This window comes from Algoriphagus hitonicola (genome assembly GCF_900113375.1).
GTDB lineage: Bacteria > Bacteroidota > Bacteroidia > Cytophagales > Cyclobacteriaceae > Algoriphagus > Algoriphagus hitonicola.
In genome coordinates this window covers 142401-161740 of sequence record NZ_FOPC01000001.1, presented here as the reverse complement: position 1 = coordinate 161740, position 19340 = coordinate 142401, and the positions used below count along the sequence as shown (strand labels likewise).

The 19340-nt window shown below is 42.2% G+C and carries 20 protein-coding genes and 1 pseudogene; 10 read left to right on the top strand and 11 right to left on the bottom strand.

Annotation, left to right across the window (positions count from 1 at the left end; genetic code table 11):
* Positions 1-78: 78 nt before the first annotated feature.
* The 7 genes from trpA to BM043_RS00695 all read right to left on the bottom strand — a co-directional run bounded on the left by trpA (position 79) and on the right by BM043_RS00695 (position 6886).
* On the bottom strand, positions 79-852 hold the full coding sequence (gene trpA, locus BM043_RS00725) for a tryptophan synthase subunit alpha (protein ID WP_092788327.1): 774 nt from the start codon (positions 850-852) through the stop codon (positions 79-81).
* Positions 853-1206: 354 nt separating this feature from the next.
* Positions 1207-2385, bottom strand: coding sequence for a tryptophan synthase subunit beta (trpB, locus tag BM043_RS00720; protein ID WP_092788326.1), 1179 nt, complete (start codon positions 2383-2385; stop codon positions 1207-1209).
* A 12-nt stretch (positions 2386-2397) separates the two neighbouring features.
* Entirely contained in the window at positions 2398-3036 is a 639-nt protein-coding gene (locus BM043_RS00715; protein ID WP_092788325.1) for a phosphoribosylanthranilate isomerase, read from the bottom strand.
* Positions 3036-3851, bottom strand: coding sequence for an indole-3-glycerol phosphate synthase TrpC (gene trpC / locus BM043_RS00710; RefSeq protein WP_092788324.1), 816 nt, complete (start codon positions 3849-3851; stop codon positions 3036-3038). Before trpC ends, BM043_RS00715 begins: the two co-directional genes overlap by 1 nt.
* Positions 3852-3860: 9 nt before the next feature.
* Complete coding sequence (gene trpD, locus BM043_RS00705) at positions 3861-4871, bottom strand: anthranilate phosphoribosyltransferase (RefSeq protein ID WP_092788323.1); 1011 nt, start codon at positions 4869-4871, stop codon at positions 3861-3863.
* Positions 4872-4895: 24 nt separating this feature from the next.
* Complete coding sequence (locus BM043_RS00700; protein ID WP_092788322.1) at positions 4896-5462, bottom strand: anthranilate synthase component II; 567 nt, start codon at positions 5460-5462, stop codon at positions 4896-4898.
* Positions 5463-5473: 11 nt separating this feature from the next.
* The gene (locus BM043_RS00695) at positions 5474-6886 is read right to left on the bottom strand and encodes an anthranilate synthase component I family protein (protein ID WP_092788321.1); all 1413 of its coding nucleotides are present in this window, start codon (positions 6884-6886) and stop codon (positions 5474-5476) included.
* Between the two features lie 323 nt (positions 6887-7209).
* Between BM043_RS00695 and BM043_RS00690 the strand changes: the two genes are divergently transcribed.
* The 6 genes from BM043_RS00690 to BM043_RS00660 all read left to right on the top strand — a co-directional run bounded on the left by BM043_RS00690 (position 7210) and on the right by BM043_RS00660 (position 11181).
* Positions 7210-7758 carry a hypothetical protein gene (locus BM043_RS00690; protein ID WP_092788320.1) on the top strand — a complete coding sequence of 183 codons (549 nt, stop codon included), beginning with the start codon at positions 7210-7212 and terminating at the stop codon, positions 7756-7758.
* A 22-nt stretch (positions 7759-7780) separates the two neighbouring features.
* On the top strand, positions 7781-8008 hold the full coding sequence (locus BM043_RS00685) for a hypothetical protein (RefSeq protein WP_092788319.1): 228 nt from the start codon (positions 7781-7783) through the stop codon (positions 8006-8008).
* Positions 8009-8056: 48 nt separating this feature from the next.
* Positions 8057-8272, top strand: a complete 216-nt coding sequence (locus tag BM043_RS00680) for a hypothetical protein (protein ID WP_092788318.1) — start codon at positions 8057-8059, stop codon at positions 8270-8272.
* Between the two features lie 410 nt (positions 8273-8682).
* Positions 8683-9786, top strand: coding sequence for a Gfo/Idh/MocA family protein (locus BM043_RS00670; RefSeq protein ID WP_092788317.1), 1104 nt, complete (start codon positions 8683-8685; stop codon positions 9784-9786).
* A 37-nt stretch (positions 9787-9823) separates the two neighbouring features.
* On the top strand, positions 9824-10195 hold the full coding sequence (locus tag BM043_RS00665; RefSeq protein WP_092788316.1) for a VOC family protein: 372 nt from the start codon (positions 9824-9826) through the stop codon (positions 10193-10195).
* A gap of 17 nt (positions 10196-10212) precedes the next feature.
* The gene (locus BM043_RS00660; RefSeq protein WP_092788315.1) at positions 10213-11181 is read left to right on the top strand and encodes an NAD(P)-dependent alcohol dehydrogenase; all 969 of its coding nucleotides are present in this window, start codon (positions 10213-10215) and stop codon (positions 11179-11181) included.
* A 2-nt stretch (positions 11182-11183) separates the two neighbouring features.
* On the opposite strand, the gene BM043_RS00655 is transcribed toward BM043_RS00660, so the two are convergent.
* Positions 11184-12287, bottom strand: a complete 1104-nt coding sequence (locus tag BM043_RS00655; RefSeq protein WP_092788314.1) for a Gfo/Idh/MocA family protein — start codon at positions 12285-12287, stop codon at positions 11184-11186.
* Positions 12288-12567: 280 nt separating this feature from the next.
* Here BM043_RS00655 and BM043_RS00650 point away from each other — a divergent pair, with 280 nt between their 5' ends.
* Together BM043_RS00650 and BM043_RS00645 are read left to right on the top strand one after the other, a co-directional pair.
* Positions 12568-13014: an Hsp20/alpha crystallin family protein gene (locus BM043_RS00650; RefSeq protein ID WP_092788313.1), complete on the top strand. Its 447-nt coding sequence runs from the start codon at positions 12568-12570 to the stop codon at positions 13012-13014.
* A gap of 160 nt (positions 13015-13174) precedes the next feature.
* On the top strand, positions 13175-15598 hold the full coding sequence (locus BM043_RS00645) for a penicillin acylase family protein (protein WP_092788312.1): 2424 nt from the start codon (positions 13175-13177) through the stop codon (positions 15596-15598).
* A 42-nt stretch (positions 15599-15640) separates the two neighbouring features.
* Here the strand turns inward: BM043_RS00645 and BM043_RS00640 are convergent, their stop codons facing one another.
* Genes BM043_RS00640 through BM043_RS00630 form a run of 3 tightly spaced genes read right to left on the bottom strand, consistent with a single transcriptional unit; the run spans position 15641 to position 18026 of the window.
* Entirely contained in the window at positions 15641-16372 is a 732-nt protein-coding gene (locus BM043_RS00640) for a hypothetical protein (RefSeq protein WP_092788311.1), read from the bottom strand.
* An 18-nt stretch (positions 16373-16390) separates the two neighbouring features.
* Complete coding sequence (locus BM043_RS00635; RefSeq protein ID WP_092788310.1) at positions 16391-17107, bottom strand: hypothetical protein; 717 nt, start codon at positions 17105-17107, stop codon at positions 16391-16393.
* Entirely contained in the window at positions 17100-18026 is a 927-nt protein-coding gene (locus BM043_RS00630; RefSeq protein ID WP_143071013.1) for a hypothetical protein, read from the bottom strand. Before BM043_RS00630 ends, BM043_RS00635 begins: the two co-directional genes overlap by 8 nt.
* A gap of 702 nt (positions 18027-18728) precedes the next feature.
* On the opposite strand from BM043_RS00630, the pseudogene BM043_RS00625 reads away from it, so the two are divergent.
* Positions 18729-18911: pseudogene (locus BM043_RS00625) on the top strand (type II toxin-antitoxin system HicA family toxin).
* 28 nt (positions 18912-18939) lie between these two features.
* The gene (locus BM043_RS00620; RefSeq protein ID WP_087937557.1) at positions 18940-19326 is read left to right on the top strand and encodes a helix-turn-helix domain-containing protein; all 387 of its coding nucleotides are present in this window, start codon (positions 18940-18942) and stop codon (positions 19324-19326) included.
* Positions 19327-19340: the final 14 nt, after the last annotated feature.

Sequence of the window (19340 nt, the reverse complement as noted above, 5' to 3'; positions counted from 1 at the left end):
TTTGATTTACGAAGTACGATTTACGACTTCAGAGTAATCATGTTTAATTGAAAGGTAATTGTAGAGTTAAATAATTTTTCAATTCAAAACAGATTGAAGGTAAGCTTGAATATCTTGGTTTAAATTCTTTGAGTCTTTTACAGTTTTTATAAAAGCTGAACCGATAATGGCTCCATGGCTATAGGTTGAAGCGATGCTGAAGGTCTCTGCATCGGAAATACCAAAGCCAATCAGGCGAGGGTTTTTAAGGTTCATTTCCTGAACGCGTTTGAAGTAGGTGATTTGCTCTTCGCTGATTCCACTTTTTGCTCCCGTAATCGAATGTGCCGAAACCATATAGATAAAGCCATCGGTATTTTCATCAATTTCACGGATTCGTTTTTCAGAAGTCTGGGGAGAAATCAGAAAAGTATTGACCAATCCATATTCCTCAAAAACGCTTTTGTACTCATCCAAATATTGCTGCATGGGCAGATCCGGTAGAATCAACCCATCGATCCCAACCTCCTTGCACTTTTTGCAAAAGCCCTCCATTCCAAACTGAATAATGGGATTCAAATACCCCATCAAAACCACAGGAATATTGATTTTGGCACGGAAACCCTTGAGTTGTTCGAAGAGCTTTTTCATGCTCATTCCATTTTCCAGCGCGATCTTGTTGCTGTCTTGAATGGTCGGACCATCTGCAATGGGATCAGAATAGGGCACTCCTATCTCGATGATATCCGCTCCTCCGGCCTGAATGGCTTCCATCACCGGAATCGTATCTTCTAAGAGTGGAAAACCTGCCGTAAAGTAGATCGAAAGCACCCGCTCCTGTTTGTTCTTGAATAAATAGTGTATGCGATTCATAAATATTTACGATGTACGAATTATGACTTACGACGCTTGCTGAACTTCCAACCTTGAATCCAAAATTTAAACTTTCGGCACGAATGATTTAAACATTATGAATTATCGTAGCTCATTATTCTAAAATCTAATTTTCTAATTAAGTTCAACCCCTTCAGGGTTGAGATATATTTTAAACTCCCTTTCACCATGGGTTTCACCCATGGCTATTCACGGTTCAATCCTTTTAGGATTTCGCTTTAGCAATATTCGAATTTTAGCTAATTAAAATTTACTAACTGCTCCGAATAACTTTATAATTGAAGGTCAAACTCCAAATTGGCCTCGTAAATCGTAAATCAAAATTCTAAAATCTCAATATCCTCCCCACTTGATATACGTCTCCAGATCCTTGTCTCCCCGACCGGAAAGGTTGATTACAATCACGTCGTCCTTTCGAAACTCGATCAAATTCAGCGCATGGATGGCATGAGCGGTTTCGATGGCCGGAATGATTCCTTCGGTACGGCTGAGTAAGATTCCCGCTTTCATCGCATCCTCATCCTCAACAGCCACAAATTCTGCCCGTCCGATTTCATGCAAATGAGCATGAACCGGTCCGATTCCCGGATAATCCAACCCTGCGGAAATAGAATGTGGCTCCACCACTTGTCCATCTTCGGTTTGCATCAGAATCGTCTTCGAACCATGCAAAATACCAGGAGTCCCCAAAACGGTGGTTGCAGCCGATTTTCCACTGCTGATTCCCAATCCTGCAGCCTCCGCAGCAATCAATCGTACTTCAGGGGTATTGTAATAATGGTAAAATGCTCCTGCGGCATTGGAGCCTCCACCTACACAGGCGACCACCAAATCGGGATTTTCTCGCCCTTCTTTTTCCATCAGCTGCCATTTCATTTCCTCCGAAATCACCGACTGAAAACGTGCTACCATCTCTGGATAGGGATGCGGACCCACTACCGATCCAATGATGTAATGCGTATCCACGGGGTTGTTGATCCATTGACGCATGGCTTCATTGGTGGCATCCTTGAGTGTGCGCGAACCGGAAGTTGCCGGTACTACTTTCGCACCGAGAATTTTCATTCGCTCCACATTGGGTTTTTGCCGCTCAATGTCCAGCTCCCCCATGTAAACCGTGCAATCCATGCCCATCAAGGCACAAACGGTGGCCGTAGCCACGCCGTGTTGACCTGCTCCGGTCTCTGCGATAATTCGCTTTTTACCAAGCTTTTTGGCCAAAATGATCTGTCCAACCGTATTATTCACTTTGTGCGCTCCGGTATGGCAAAGGTCCTCACGCTTCAAGTAAATTTTGGCTCCGAATTTTTCTGAAAGCCGATTGGCAAAATAAAGCGGTGTCGGTCTTCCCACAAAGTCCCGCAACAACAACTGAAACTCCTCTTGGAATTCCTCAGAAGCCACAATAGATTCGTAATTTTCCCTCAGCTCCTCAATATTGGGATGGAGCATTTCAGGAATGTACGCACCCCCAAACTTGCCGTAAAACCCCTTTTCATCTACGCGTATCATATCTTCTCCCGTTTAAATTGCTTCTTGAGAAAGAAGCTTTTGTTTAAATTTTTTCAGTTTTTCAATATTTTTCAAACCTGGCGCATCTTCAAATTTTGAATTCAAATCTACCCCTTCGAGTTGAGGGATTTGACGCTGCAAAGCTGCAATTTCCTCCACACTTTCTTCATCCAAACCCCCACTCAAGAGAAAGCCTTTGTCGAAGGGATAAGTTTCCAAAACAGACCAATCAAATTTTCGTCCAGATCCTCCATGCGCTTTGGTGGCTGTATCGAAAAGAAACTTGCTTACATAAGGCAGATAAGCTGCCAAGCTTTTCCAATCAATTTTTTCCGATACAGAAATTACTTTCCAAAGCTCAGAAGTAGTTTGTTCTGATAATTTTTTGACAAATTCTGCGGATTCATTTCCATGAAGCTGAATTGCCGACAGCTGAAATAAGCCTACTTTTCTGAGAATTTCCACTTCTGTTTCATTGACAAAAACCCCGACTTTTTTCACCGCAATTCCTTTCAATTCTGTCGCTCGATCCTCGGAAACATAGCGCGGGGATTTGGGATAAAAGATCAATCCCATCCAATCCGCCTTCACCTCAGCGATCAAGCTTTGGATATTCCCCAATTCACGCATGCCACAGACTTTGATTTCCATTAGGCTTCTGAAAGTTCGCTTGCTGCCAATCGTTTAAATTCCTTGATAAAGTTATAAGCTGCCTGCTCGGGACGACTGGATTTCATAAAGTTTTCTCCAATCAAAAATCCGTCGAAACCCGCTTTTTTCAACTGCATCAATGCCCTGGGATCAGAAATACCGCTTTCGGAAATCTTGATAAAGGAGTCCGGAATCGCAGTCACGAGCTCCAGCGAAGTATCAATCGAGACCTCGAAGGTTTTCAGGTTTCTGTTATTCACCCCTACCAAGTCCACTCCATCATTCAGACTTTTTTTCAATTCCTCCCCATCATGTACTTCCAGCAATACCTCCATGCCCAAGCTTTTGGCAAAGTTGGCAAGAGACTTCAATTTCTCTGACTCCAGCGCTGCCGCAATCAATAGCACGCAGTCTGCGCCGATGGATTTGGCTTCGATGATTTGGTATTCATCCACCACGAAGTCCTTGCGGAGAATCGGACAGAAATTGAATTTTCTCGCAATTTTGAGGTCTTCATTGCTGCCTCCGAAGTATTCCTGATCGGTCAAAATAGACAAAGCTGAAGCTCCTGCTTGCATATAACCAATGCTGACCTGCTCCACAGAAGCCGAACCATTGATCAGCCCTTTGGAAGGAGACTTTCGCTTAAATTCTGCGATAATCCCCGATTTCTCCGGATCAGTCACATACTTTTTCATGGAAACCACCTTGCCATCATAGAAGATACTTTTCTCCAAAAGTTTGGTGGGAATCAAGCTTTTCCGCTCGGCTACTTCCCGATATTTATCTGCAATTATTTTTTCTAAAATATTCATAATCAATGTTTAAGCGAATGATACAGAAGTTTTTGGATTGACAAGACCGTTAAATACTTCGAGGGCCTTTCCACTCATCAAAACTTCTCGAGCCTGAGCTACCGCATCATGAAATGATAAATTTGGATTTGCGGTAACTAATGCTGCAGCCGAATTAGCTAAAACGACTTCGTTTTGAGGGTTGGTTCCTTTTCCTTTCAAGATATTTTCAAAGATTTTAGCGGATTCCTGTACGGTTTCCCCTCCTTTAATTTCTGCTGCCTTTAGCTTAGAAAGACCAATCCGCTCAGGACTAAAAAGCTTTTCACCCGAATTAGAAATCATTTTAAAATCTCCTGTCAGCGATATTTCATCATAGCCATCCAAAGCATGGAGAATGGAAAACTGCGCGTCACTTTCCTGATAGAGATAGGCATAGAGCCGTGCCAATTCCAAGCTAAATACGCCGACTAATTGCTTTTTGGGAAAGCTGGGGTTGACCATGGGGCCAAGCATATTGAAGAAGGTCTTCACCCCTAGTTCCTTTCGGATCGGAGCCACATTTTTCATCGCGGGATGGAATAGCGGAGCATGCAAAAAGCAAATTCCAGCCTCGTCGAGCGAGCGACGAATTTCGCTTATATCATTGGTAAACTCATAGCCAAAATAGGCGAGCAAATTAGATGAACCGCAAATCGAAGAAACGCCGGTATTGCCATGTTTGGCTACATGTTGACCGGCGCCTGCCACGACAAAAGAAGAAAGGGTAGAAATATTAAATGTATCCTTACCATCTCCCCCTGTACCACAAAGGTCCATCGCATCGTATTCGGCAATATCGACAGGCACGCAGAGCTCCAGCATGGCTTCTCTGAATCCGCGTAGCTCCTCGACCGTAATCGAACGCATCAAATACACCGTCATAAAAGCCGCTACCTGAGAGGAATTGTACGCCCCAGAAGCGAGATTTTTCAACACCTCTTTGGCTTGAATTTGACTCAGCGTTTTATGCTCGATCAGTTGGTTTAAAATTTCTTTCATTATTCAGGTGATTTTTGGTAGAAATCAAGATTCCAACCAGTTTTGAATGATTTTAACTCCGTTTTCGGTTAGGATACTTTCGGGATGAAATTGAACTCCCCTTACCGCAAACTGTTTATGACGAACAGCCATGATCTGTCGATCCGGAGTTCTCGCAATCACTTCCAAGTCTGGCGAAAGGGTGGATTCGTCAATGACCCAAGAGTGATATCTTCCGATAGGAAAAGTATCGGGGATTCCCTCAAAAAGCAAATCCTTTTCCACTTTGACTTGGGAAGCTATTCCATGTAAAACCTCGGAAAGATTGATCAAGCTACCGCCGAAAGCTTCACCTATCGCTTGGTGACCTAAGCAAACTCCTAAAATTGACTTTTCGGCAGAATACCGCTTGAGCAATTCGGGCATAATTCCCGCCTCTGAAGGCACACCCGGACCCGGCGAAAGCAAGATTTTATCGTATTGAGCGACGTCTTCAATCGAAATTTTATCATTCCGAAAGACTTCCATTTGATCTCCATAGCCGAGCTGCCGGATGATGTACACCAGATTGTAGGTGAAGGAATCGTAATTATCAAGAACTAATATCTTCATGATTTATAGGTTCAAATAGTTTCTGCCGCTCTTAGCGCTACTCTCAGTGCTTCCAATTTATTCGCCACCTCTTGAAGTTCGGAGGGAATGGAAGATTTGGCCACCACTCCCGCTCCCGCCTGAAACCGCAATTGATTGTTTTCTGAAACAAAGGATCGGATCAAAATGGCATGATTGAAATCCCCATTAAAACCTAAGTAACCAATCGCGCCACCATAAAACTGACGACTGATATTTTCTAACTCATCTATCAATTCCATAGCCCGGTATTTTGGCGCTCCAGAAAGCGTTCCGGCAGGAAAAGTATCAGCGACGAGTTGCAAAGGATTGGCTCCCTCAGGAAGCTCACCCGTTACCTTGGACACCAAGTGGATGACATGGGAATAGTATTGGATTTCTTTGAATACATCTACATTGACTACATCCGAAGATCGGGAAAGGTCATTTCTCGCCAAATCAACCAGCATCACGTGCTCGGAATTTTCCTTGGGATCATCAAAGAGCTTCTTCGCCAATTCTGCATCGTCAACGTCATTTCCTGTGCGTCGGAAAGTCCCGGCAATGGGGAAAATCGTCGCTTTTCGACTTTTTACTACAATTTGTGCCTCTGGCGAACTCCCAAAAACCTTGAACGAACCGTAATCAAAATAGAAAAGATAGGGAGATGGATTGACTGAACGAAGTGCCCGGTAGACATTGAATTCATCGCCTTTAAACTCAGTCGTAAAGCGTCTGGAAAGTACAATCTGAAACACATCTCCGCGGAAACAATGCTCGCGACCTTGATTGAGAATTTTTAGAAATTCTTCGTCCGTATAGTTGGAAACTTCCTCTCCCACTTTTTTGAAGGAATAAGCAGGGATATTTTTATTATTAAGCAGTTGCTCAATCTCAGGCATGTATTCGGGATTTTCGGCGCCGGCTACCCGATGCTCAAAAAGGTGCAATTCATTCTTATAATGATCCACCACAATGATATTTTGATACATGGAGTAGTGCATCATCGGAATGTCATTGGCTTGGGTTTTACTCAGCTTGATGTCTTCAAACCAACCAACCGTATCATATTGGATGTAGCCAAAAAGTCCGTTTGTACTAAATTTAAATTTGTCTGGGGTAGGGTCAAATTTATTCCCAAAAGCTCTCAAATGATCCATTAGTGGCTTTTCGGGAGTCACCTCGTAATTTAGTTCCTCTCCATTGGGCAACTTCTCGGAGACCTTTCCCGCATTGAAAGAGAAGGTCGCCAGCGGGTTAAAGCAGATATAGGAGTAGCTATTTTCCTGTCCATGGTAATCGGAGCTTTCCAGCAAAATGGGATTGGCAAATCGATCTCGAATTTGAAGGTAAATACTTACAGGGGTGATCGTGTCAGCCAATCGCTTTTTGTAAGTGGTCAGAATCGGAAATTTGACGTGGTTCATGAGTGGTTAATTTTTGACATAAAAAAAGGCTTACCGGGGGAAACCAGTAAGCCGATTGTATAGTTCTTGCATCCAAATTTTAGGCAAGGGCTTTCTGTGCTTTCCCCGGGAAAGTTTCAGTATGCCACCACCAGTACTTGTTTGCAGTTGTTTTCATAAGACTTCGGCAAATTTAGGAAGGGAACCGAAAAGAAAAAGTAAATTCAACATATTTTGGTCAATTTTTTTTCAATCCACAATCGTGGACTGGAAATCCTCCATTCGGCACCGAAAACTTACTTATCTTCTCCTGCGTAAAAACTTTGAATCCAAACTCTTTAACCATGAAATCCAAAAGCATCCTCTCGACAGCTGTCTTCCTTTTTTCTTTTTATTGGGTAAATGCACAAAGTTCCTCTACTTGGGAAATCCCAATGATTGAAGTGAATTATCAAGATTCTAAAGGTGAGGAGGCTATTTTAAAAGTTGATCCCGGATTTCGCTATGCCGAATTGGAGTCAGAAGAAAGGAATTATCGGCTTTTTTACCATCGTAATAGGCCTTTCATTAAAGATATCCGAATCTTGGATCAAAGGTCTGATAGTCAAATTGCGCGAGGTAAGGGTGGATTTTTCTTTGGAAATGCCCGGATTGAATTTGCAGATGGATCTGAGATCAAATTGAGGAGAAAAAGATCTCCAAATGGGTATGAAATTACCGGGACCTATGGACCGCTATTTCTCGTCAAAAACCACGCTTTTACACCCACAAAAACTTTTGAGGAAAGCGACTTTTTAGCTCAGGCGATGTTTTTGTTTCGAAGAATCCAAGAAACTCAAAATCCCCCAACGGAAGTCATTTATCAAAACCATGTGATCACATCCAACCGCTAATTTGTAGTTTTACAAGAAAATCATGGCCAAAACGATTGCACAGTATTTTAAGCGCATTTTTGACGATTATAAGGTTTTAGTGATGGTGAACCCTGAAGATTTCACCGGAACCGAACTCATCGTCCATCCAGATGGCAAGGTCGAAAAAACAGAAATGGAATTTGACGAAGAGATTTTTGAGGATTTAGCTGAGGATGAATTTCAGCCCTGCGGGGCATTGGAATTTCAGCTGCTATTGGCGAAAGGATAAATAGTTTCAAAGGATTAAAATTAACGAGTTTATCCGTATATTTAAGACATGGAAACGATACTCATCAAACCAAAAAACGAAGAAGAAGCAACCACGATTAAAGCAATTTTAGAAGCTTTGAAAGTGAATTTTTCAATGTCCGAAACCGATGAAGAATCTATCAAAATTGCAAAAAGTGTGGCTCAAGGGTATAAAGAATTGAAAGAAGTAAAAAAAGGAAAATTACAGGCAAAAGATATCGACGAGCTCCTCTCGGAATTATGACTTTCAAAGTCAAAACTTTACCTGAATTTGATCGAGAATAAAAAAAACTTCTCAAAAAATACCCCTCACTTAAACTTGAGATTAAAGAATTAGCCAGCAGCCTTTCCCAAAAACCTAATCAAGGGATTCAAATTTTTAAAAACTGCTACAAAATCAGATTAGCTATTGCAAGTAAAGGAAAGGGAAAGTCTGGAGGAGCTAGAATAATAACCAGCTTTGTATTAGACGAGGGAATAGTTTACCTTCTTTCTATTTATGATTAGTCTAAAAAAGAATCTGTAACCGATCAATACATCAAATTACTACTTGATTCTTTAAGAGATTAGGGGAATTGAACTCAAAATGGAAGGCTATTCGGAGTTTGAAACCTCAAAACACCCAAACTTAAACCTGAAAAAAGTATTCTTTCCATGAAGAAACGACTATCCTCATTTGTTTTCCTTTTTTACTTGTCCATTGCCTTTGCATTAGGACAGGAAGAAAAACTGAAATTAGCAGTTGCTGGCCTCACCCACGGCCATGTAGGCTGGGTGCTTTCAGCCATCGATCGTGGTGATTTTGAGTTGGTGGGAATTGCCGAATCAAATCAGGAATTAGCTGAAAAATACGCAGAGCAGTACGGGTTTTCAATGGATTTGGTTTTTAAGGATTTGGAAGTAATGCTCGAGGAAACCCAACCCGAGGCTGTGGCTGCCTTCGCAAATACCTTTGAGCACCTGAAAATCGTACAAGCCGCTGCTCCACGAGGCATTCACGTCATGGTCGAAAAGCCACTTGCTGTAAGCCTCGAACATGCCCAAGAAATGGCAAATCTGGCCCAAACACATCAGATTCATCTTTTGACCAATTACGAAACAAGCTGGTATCCGACCAATCACCAAGCCAAGGAAATCTTGGAATCAGGCGAATTTGGCAAAGCAATAAAAGTCATCGTCCGAGACGGGCACCGAGGTCCCAAAAAAATCGGGGTCGGCCCGGAGTTTTTAGAATGGCTGACCGATCCCAAACTCAACGGTGGTGGTGCTTTGATGGACTTTGGCTGCTATGGAGCAAATCTGATGACCTGGCTTACCAATGGGGAGCGCCCCCTGTCTGTCACCGCCATCACCCAGCAACTTCAGCCTCAAAATAACCCCAAAGTCGAGGATGATGCCACGATCATCGTCAACTATCCGGACAAGCAATTAATCATTCAAGCTTCTTGGAACTGGCCCATCGGCAGAAAAGATATGGAAATCTATGCCGAAAAAGGCATTATCTATGCTGATGATCGCAACCAACTGCGTACAAGAATGGCAGAAGGCTATGATGGATTTCAAGAAAAAACAGTTGAACTCCCCGAGCTTGATCCACCTTATCCCGATCCATTCCTTTTACTTAAGGCTGTCATTCACCATGAAATTAAACTTCCACCATTTGATCTCTATTCCTTGGAAAACAATCTGATCGTGATGGAAATACTGGAAGCTGCCAAGGAAAGTGCCAAAAAAGGGAAAACGATTTATTTTGATTGAAATAACTTAAATTTCAAAACCCAAACTCCCCACGCTTATGAAACTCGGCGCCTTTTCCATTAGCCTATCCGTCAAAAACCTCCAAGCCTCCAAGGAATTTTATGAACACCTAGGGTTTAGCGTTTTTGCTGGAAGCGAAAAACAAAACTACCTCATCATGAAAAATGAGCAGACCTTGATCGGCCTTTTTCATGAAATGTTTGAAAAAAACATCCTCACTTTCAATCCCGGCTGGGATCAAGAAGCGGGACTAGTCGAAGACTTTGATGATGTCAGAAGCATCCAAAATGAACTCCAATCCAAAGGCATCAAACTTGCCCAAGAAACTGACCCAAATGCAAACGGGCCAGGGAGTATTCTATTTTTTGATCCCGATGGCAATGCCATTTTGATCGATCAGCACGTCTAATTTCTTTCCTTTTTCATATGAAAGCTGTCTACCGAACTTCTTACACCGATTCTTCGGGAATCGTCCTGAAAGAACTCCCCATACCGGAGCCTCAATCCGATGAAATTCAAATCAAAGTCATCGCCACTTCAGTCAGCCGAACAGATTTGGGAGTGCTTACCGGCTGGCCATGGATTATGCGGCTTTTTGTAGGATGGCCCAAACCCCGAAACCCGATTCCGGGAACCGATTTTACCGGTAAAGTCACTAAGGTGGGAAATCTAGTCAGTGACTTTGACGAGGGCGAAATGGTCTGGGGAATGAAAGACAATGGGATAGGAAGTCATGCGGAGTATTTTTGTACCGGCGCTTTCAAACACCTCCAAAAACTGCCTCAAGGAATCGATCCTGTTATCGCTGCCGCCTGCATCGAAGGGGCCCATTACGCCATCAATTTTATCAATAAACTTGACTTACAACCTGAGGACAGAGCCTTGGTTATCGGCGGAACGGGTGGAATTGGTTCGGCTGCAATTCAGCTTCTCAAAGCCAAGCGTATCCATGTGACCGCGGTAAGCTTAGGTCAGGTGGATCGGGTAAAAGCTCTTGGAGCAGATCGGGTTATTAATGGATTGGAGGAAAACTTTTTGGACTGTGGGGAGCAGTTTCACGCCATTTTAGATGCTGTAGGAAAAAGCAGATTTACCATTTGTAAACCCTTGCTCTATCCTAAAGGATCCTATCTTTCATCCGAATTGGGACCCAACTGGGAAAATATTTTCCTTGCTTTAACCACACCGATTTTGAGCAATAAAAAAGTGATTTTCCCCCTTCCTCAAGACCTGAAAGGTTCACTCTCAAAAATGAGCGAACTTCTGCTTAAAAAGCAGTTCAATCCCCTGATTGATCGGGTGATTTCATTGGCTGAAATCCAGGAAGCCTATTCCTATGTTTCTCAGGGAAAGAAAATCGGAAACGTCATCGTAAAAATGGACCCTGAAATTTGATCCTAGATCACAACCCGTTTTCCAGTCTCCGCTGATTCCAGAATCGCCTCTACAATTCGAATATCCCGTTTTCCTTCTTCTCCGGGCACCTTCATGGGTTGATTGTTCATGATGGACAACGCATCCTGATCCATCTGATTGGCTTGCTGCCAAGGCACCTCATAGGGGAAATTGATCTCTCCGAGTGGGCTTTTCCCCTTGATTCCGGCATAGGCCTGAAAAGGTGCTATTTCAATATCTCCCTTTTCGCAGTGGATAGTCAAAAAGTTGATATTCTCCGCAAAACTCGTTTTAATCCAAGCGGTCACTCCGTCTGGAAATTCCAATTCAGCTTCTACAATTTCACCTAAGCCATTTTGGTAAATTTCCGGTCGCTCTGTCCAAATTTTAGCGGATTTGACTGCGATGGGCTCGAGATCTGATCCCAATCGAGCTCCTTGAATAGAATAGACGCCCATGTCATAAATTACACCTCCTCCCATTTCACGTTTTTGCTTCCAGTGATTGGTTCGATTTTCCCGATAGCCTGCGGCACATTCTACGCGGTTTACAGAGCCTAATAAACCTTCTTTGACAATTCGCTGATACTCCAGCGTGTTTGGCTCGTGCTGACAGCGATACCCGATGGCCAAGCTCACCCCATTGGATTGGCAGGCATCGATCATGGATTGGCATTCCTCGGCAGTGACAGCCATGGGTTTTTCGCACCATACCTCTTTTTTTGCGGCAGCAGCACGCACCACATATTCGCGGTGCATGGATGGAGGCAAAACCACATACACGACATCGATGTCCGGATTGTCCTTGATCGTGTCAAAGTTGGTGTAGTTGTACACGTTTTTCTCCGGAATCCCATATTTGTCCATCCAGATTTTCTCTTTTTCCGGTGTGCCCGTCACTATTCCAGCCAGGTAGCAATGGTTGGTCATTTGTAAAGCAGGAGCTAAAAGATCCGTGCTGTAATACCCCAAGCCGACCAAGGCCACCCCAAGTTTATCTTTCATCTTCTTGTTTTTTGCTGGTATAAAAGACATCGGATTTAAATATGTGATACCTGCTGCTAAACCAATGGTTTTGATGCTATTTCTTCGGGAAAAATCAATCATGGCGGAATATTTTCAGTTAGATGGAAAATACAATTCTTTTCGCTTTTAATCAAAAATTCAATTTTCCAACCCATGAAAAGGGATGATTTCCTCTTCAAAAATTTCCTTGTATCACTAATCAGCAAAGTGATTTTTAAACCGGTTGGTCGATTCTTTTTATTAATTTAATTTTCAATAAAAAATAGAATAATCTCACAATAATCAGCTCACTCTGTGACTTTTATCATAGCAAAAGCCTGAAAATAAACGGAGCTTTAACCTAACAAAACGAAACAAAGCTATGGGCACTTTAGCTAAAAGAAACGGAGGTTTCTGGCCCAAAATGGTTCAGGACTTCTTCGGAGCAGAAAATCCCTTTGATTGGGAGGAGAAATTTTGGTTCCCGGATAAAACCGTGGAGGTTCCCTCTGCCAATGTGATCGAGAATGAAAAAGAATTCAAACTCGAACTATCGGCACCGGGATTTGAAAAGAAGGACTTTAAAGTAGAAGTCAACGAGGGTGTACTGAGTATTTCAGCCGAAAAGGAGCACAAAAAAGAAGAGGAAAAGGAAAACTATCGCAAGAAAGAATTTTCCTACTCCAGCATCCGTCGTGCATTTGCGCTACCAGAAAATATCCGGCAAGAAGCAATCGACGCCACTTATGAAAATGGACTCTTAAAAATCGTCCTTCCAAAAAACGCACTGAAAGTCAGTGAAACCAAAAAAGCAATCGAGGTCGGCTAAAAGGACTTCAAGATTTCTCGTAGTAATATTTTTAATTGGTTTGATTGAGCCCCGGTTGGAATAGCCGGGGTTTTCTTTTTTCAAGAAAGCATCCCATCCATCACATTTTCTTTGGAAAGGAGCTGGATAAATCAAATATTCCGTACCAAATTGACCACCTATGCACACAAAATCGCTACTCTTCACGCCTCTTCTGATATTTTCATTCCTGCTTTTTTCTTGTCAGAAACAAGAAAACAAAAATACCATCCAAGGGCTAAATGAGGAGGTCGAGGTCATCAGAGATGTGAATGGGATTAATCATATTTTTGCGCAAAATGAGGAAGATCTCTTCTTTGCCCAAGGCTATTTGGCGGCCAAGGACCGGCTATTTCAGTTTGAGCTTTGGCGAAGACAGGCAACAGGGGCTTTGGCTGAAATTCTAGGGGAGCGGGAACTGGAACGAGATCGGGGCGTTCGACTTTTCAAATTTCGAGGTGACAAAGAAACAGAACTTCGACACTATCACCCCCGCGGTGTGGAAATCGTGGATTCCTTCGTCGCCGGAATCAACACTTACATCGAGGAAGCGCGACAAAATCCAGAAAGTCTTCCGATCGAGTTTCAAATGCTGGGCATCCAACCCGAGCCCTGGACCTGGGAGGTGGTGATTTCCCGCCATCAAGGATTGCTCGAAAATGTCACCGATGAACTTAACATCAGCCGGGTAGTCAGTCAAATCGGTGCGGAAAAAGCCAAAGAACTTTACTATTTCCACCCCAATGAACCCGTCTTGGATTTGGATCCGAGAATTCCGGATGAATTGCTGATGAAGGATATTTTGGTGCCTTATCGGGCTTTTAGGCGGGGAGTTCGCTTTCAGCCTGAGGATATTCGGGAAGAATTCCGAAGAGAAGCCGAAGAATTTGAAAAGGCTGCGGCCTACTTGGATGAGGAATTAAACTTCACCTTGGAATCAGACGCTTTTGCTCAGGGCAGTAATAATTTTGTGGTTGCCGGGGAAAAGTCTGAAAGCGGCTTTCCCATGATGGCCAATGATCCGCATCGCTTGCAGGCCATTCCTTCCTTGCGCTACTGGGTACATCTGAATGCGCCGGGCTGGAATGTGGTCGGTGCTGGTGAACCGGTCATTCCAGGAGTTTCCATCGGTCACAATGATCATGGGGCTTGGGGATTGACCATATTCTCCACCGATAATGAAGATTTGCGGGTCTATGATCTAAATCCCGACAACCCATCCCAGTACCGATACAAGGATGAATGGCTAGAAATGGAAAGCATCCAAGATACGATCCGGGTAAAAGGCCAAGAAGATGAAATTATCACCCATTATTACACCCGTCATGGTCCCGTGACCTTTATCGATGAAGAGCTTAATAAGGCCGTTGCTGTGGAATGTGCTTGGCTGGAAACGGGTTCAGCTCCTTATCTGGCGAGTTTACGTATGGATCAGTCCACGACTTGGGAGGAATTTCGCGATGCCTGTACGTACAATAATATTCCAGCCGAAAATATGGTTTGGGCAGATAAAAACGGAACGATCGGCTGGCAGGCAACAGGAATCGCACCGATCCGAAAAGGTTTCTCCGGCTTGGTCGCTACCATGGGTGATGGACGCTACGAATGGGAGGACTATCTCCCGATTGCCGACCGACCAAATGCAGTAAACCCCGAATCCGGCTTCATCGCTACAGCCAATCAAAATGTAGCACCGGATGATTACGCTTACCCTGAAGCTTTAGGCTTTGAATGGGCCGATGATTTCAGAGGAGAGCGAATCAAAGAGGTACTGAGTCAGGATAAAAAATTCACCGTCGAGGAATTAGGGGTTTTGCAAAACGATTACTTGGCTTTGCCCGCAAGAAAATTGGTGCCCTTTCTTAAGAATGTATCCTTGGAAACTGAACGAGCAGATTCCTTAAATCAAGTACTACAGTCTTGGGATTTTGTATTGGATAAAAACTCGGTAGCAGCAGGAGTTTATGTGATGTGGGAGCGGATATTGCGAAGAACCATTTCCGAATTGATGATTCCTGATGAGGCGAAACCCTGGTTGGGAAGTATTCAATTGACGCAGGTACTGGAATGGATGGACAATCCCGAAATGATGTATGACCGAAACCCAGTCGAAAACCGAGATCAGATCCTGGCCGAAAGTTTTGAACAAACCATCGAAGCTTTGGAAGAAAAACTAGGGAAAAACCCATCAGATTGGCAATACGGACAGGCAGACTACAAACATGCGAAAATCCGTCATCCCTTAGGCGAAGTGGTGAATGCCGAATGGGAAGCCAAACTCAATACCGAAACCTTGCCCCGGGGAGGATACAGCTTCACTCCGGGAGCCAATGCCTACGGAGACAATAATACTTCGGGGGCTTCCTTTCGCATCGTGGTGGATACCGAAGACTGGGAAAAAACCATCGGGATCAATACTCCCGGTCAGTCCGGCAATCCGGAAAGTCCGTTCTACAAAAATCTCTTCCCTAAATGGGCCAATGATGAATTTGTGGGTATTCCCTTCGCCAAGGAACATGTGTTGACGCAGAAGGCGGAGGAAAGGATATTGAACCCTGATAAATAAAAAAAGCCCAAGGTATTCCTAGGCTTTTTCAAACAAGGAGTATTATTCCTTTTCCTTCTTAAATTCAAATCTATAATACAAACCCAATCTTGTTGACTGGGTTCTTCGCTGATAAGTATAGTCCTGTCCATATAGATTATATCCATTGCTAATTGAGCGATTGATATTGTTCGTTCGGAAAAGAGTAAGCCCAAAGCTCTTGTATTCCAGAGAAAGTCCATATTGAAAATTCATATAGAAGGATTTCGGGATAGTCTCAGAAGCATTCAGCGCATCGATCACCTCCTGAGTCCAATCAATTCCTTGAGGCTCTATCTCCAATTTTTCAAAATCTTGAATTGCAAAAACAGGAACAGCGGAAAGGTCAAGTAATAATTTTACCTTCTCTGAACCAATGAGCTGATAGCTTCCACCTAAGGGAATCTCAATATTTCGAGTGGCAGTACCCCAGCCTTTACCTATCGAAGGAATATGATCCGGCCAAGAATCAGAGGTATATTCTACAGCAAAGGCAATTCTGGATTCATGGTATTGGATACCAATATTAAGTTGAATCTTTTCAGAAACTGGATATTGGTAACTTACAAAAGGCATAGGATAACCTGTAGATCCATTTGTTTGTTCATATCCTATTAAAGTATCCAAAGAGATTTGAGAAGCGAACCATCTTTGCTCATCTACGAGTCCAAAACCCACTTTAAAACTCTGGGAAAAAACGGCCTGCCCGGCAATTAAGACCAGACAGGCAGTGAGTAAGAATTTGACTTTAACCATCTAGTTCTTTTCTTTCTTTTACATTCCAAAAGTATAATATAAGCCGATTCTCGTCGATCGAGTCCTCCTGGGGAAATTATACTGTTGACCATAAAGTGTATAGCCATTGCTAATAGATCGGTTCATATTGGCAGTTCTAAAGAGTGTCAGCCCAAAGCGCTTGTACTCTGCTGATAAACCATATTGATAGTTCATATAAAAGGATTTCGGGATGGTTTGCGCAGCATTTAGCGCATCGATTATTTCCTGTGTCCAATCGATTCCCTGAGGTTCTACATTTAGCGGGATAGGATCAGGAAGCACCCATACTGGCACTGCTGAAAGATCAACCATAAGGTCAAAATGCTCCTTATCGATCAGTTTATAACTTCCTCCTATAGGAAATTCCAATAAATACATCCCTGTACCCCCACCTTTTCCAAGAGATTGAAGAGGATCTGACCAGGTTTCCGATGTGTATTCTACTGCCAGAGCAATTGCTTTTTTATGAAACTGAAAACCTATATTCCCTGAAAATCTATCAGAAAAAGGATAATCAAACCTAACATAAGGCATCGGGTCAGAGGTAGAATAGTTGGTTTGCTCATACACCGACACCGTATCAATTTCAATAAAGGTTCCATTGGAAACCCGCTCATCTACCAGACCAAACCCTACTTTGAGGTCCTGGGAAAAAACTGCATGCCCGGCTAAAAATGCCAGGCAGGCAATCAATATAAATTTTAATCTACCCATCTATTTTAATACCAAATTGAAATCTCCCTGTAGTATAAATTTTCAAATCAGAGCCAGTAACATCATCGCAATAATCTACAGGAGAACCAAACAAATCAAAATCATTGTTTGAAACAGTAGTACTTTGTGTCAATGTTTGTGTATTTCCAGCAGCATCTTTGAACGACATACTATAAGATCTAGTCTCTGAATCCCCAGGGTCATATTCATAAAAGCGAATCGTAACAGCTTGCCCATACAACTGTAGGTCCCAGTTAAACATCTCAAGATTGATATTATATAGCCATTCTGGATTACAGGTAAATACCCCGCAATCTTTCCATTTACTTCGATCTACTACAGGAAGTGCTTTTGGGGGTAATTGAGCAAGATTAGCTTGGGAAGATCCTGTAAAAAGAATATAGTATACTTCAGGTGCTCCATCTAACCATTCTTCTGCTTGCCTCATCCAATACATTGACTCAAACTTTGCACGATCAAGTTTATCAGGATTATTATTTAGGTTTCGGTCACAGCCAGAATTACCGCCAGTTCCACCTGTATCTCCACTTCCTCCGCCTCCAGAAGTACCCCCACAATAATAATCATCATAAAAGTAATAATCATCGGTCTCATCACTGAAGTATGGATCCGACTCACCAATACAATCGTTTAAAGCAATTTTTAAATTTTGTCCTCGACTGACTTTAACTAGTCGCTCATTCATACTAACAACTAATACCGGATTATCTGGAACATTTTGGATATCCCACTCCCCAATTTCGCCTGAAGCATAAAAAACAGGAACAATTGGATTTTCTTCAAGATCTTGATTTGGAGAGATATAAAGAACAGGAATATCCTCCCCAATTTCATTCATTGCATTAAGATCTTCATCTGCTCCCCGCAAAGCCACCTGCATCAGCGGATCAAAATCCAAATTTGAATTATTGACCTTAAAATTGTTTTGATTACCGAACAATGCCTCTTCAAAAGTAATGGACTTCGAATTTGGACCTCCGATGGGGCTGGGTTTTCTGTGTAATACAGAAAATTAAAATCCCCATCAAATTGTTCTTGGATCTTATCGTTAACAAAACCCCTTAACGTTTCATTCCTCAATCCATTGGCAAAAGCTGATGCAAAATTCAACCCGGGTTCATCAAGATTGATATTGGATTTTTTTGCAATCTTTTCCAATTCTTTTATCTATTGCGGTGGTTCTTCTATTTCACTACAAGAGAAATAAATTAAGGAAACTGTGATCAACGCTAAAAATCGAAGACCAAAAGAGAACAAGCCCCCATTCCAGAAGCTTTTGGGAAAACCAAGTTTACCCGCTGTGTGTGTGTGTAATTTGTGCATAAAAATAAAGTTTGATTAAATAATGGCAGTAATCTAGGTTTCATAATTTAAACGAACAAGAATTTATTCAAATATTTATAAATCTTTATTAGCTATTCGATGACGATTGAATAGTTTGCTATAAACAATTATTTAAAAAATAAGTTACTATCATTCAATAACCTCCTTACACCAAAAACCCTATTCTTACTTCATTTTTTGGATTGAGGATGGCCTGAACTCATTGATTTTCTCTTTGAATCTTTTTAACATGTAGCAAATTCGCTACTTTTAGCAAATGAAAGTAAAAGACTTGCTCAAATTACTTCATCAAAAAGGTTGGGTCATAAAAGCTCAAAAAGGAAGTCACCTTCGACTTATCCATTCCGAAAAGAAATGAAAAATAACTGTTCCAGTTCATTGCGGAGATATCCCGATTGGGACATTAAACTCAATTTTGAAGCAAGCAGGACTCAAATAATAAACAGCCAAATCAGAAAGTATAAAAAATGAAAATTGTAAAAATCCCGCTTATTATTGAAAGAGGCAAAGACAAATTACTCTGGGGCCGAGTAGTGTTTGAAGAAAATCTGATTACCGATTTTGGAAGTACCATTTCAGAACTCGAACAAAAAATCAAAAATTTGCTGCTGGAAATTGAAAACTTAAATCCAAATGCCGTCAAATTTGAGCACCATTTTGATATTTCAGCTTTATTTCAACGCTTTAATTTTTTAAAAATTTCTAATGTGGCTCAACAAGCAGGAATGAATCCTGGACTTTTGAGGCAGTATGTATCTGGAATTAAAAATCCTTCACTCGAACAGGCTAAAAAAATCGAACAGACATTGCACAAATTAGCCACTGAACTCAAAGAAGCAAGTATTTTTGTTTAAAGAAATTAGTTGAA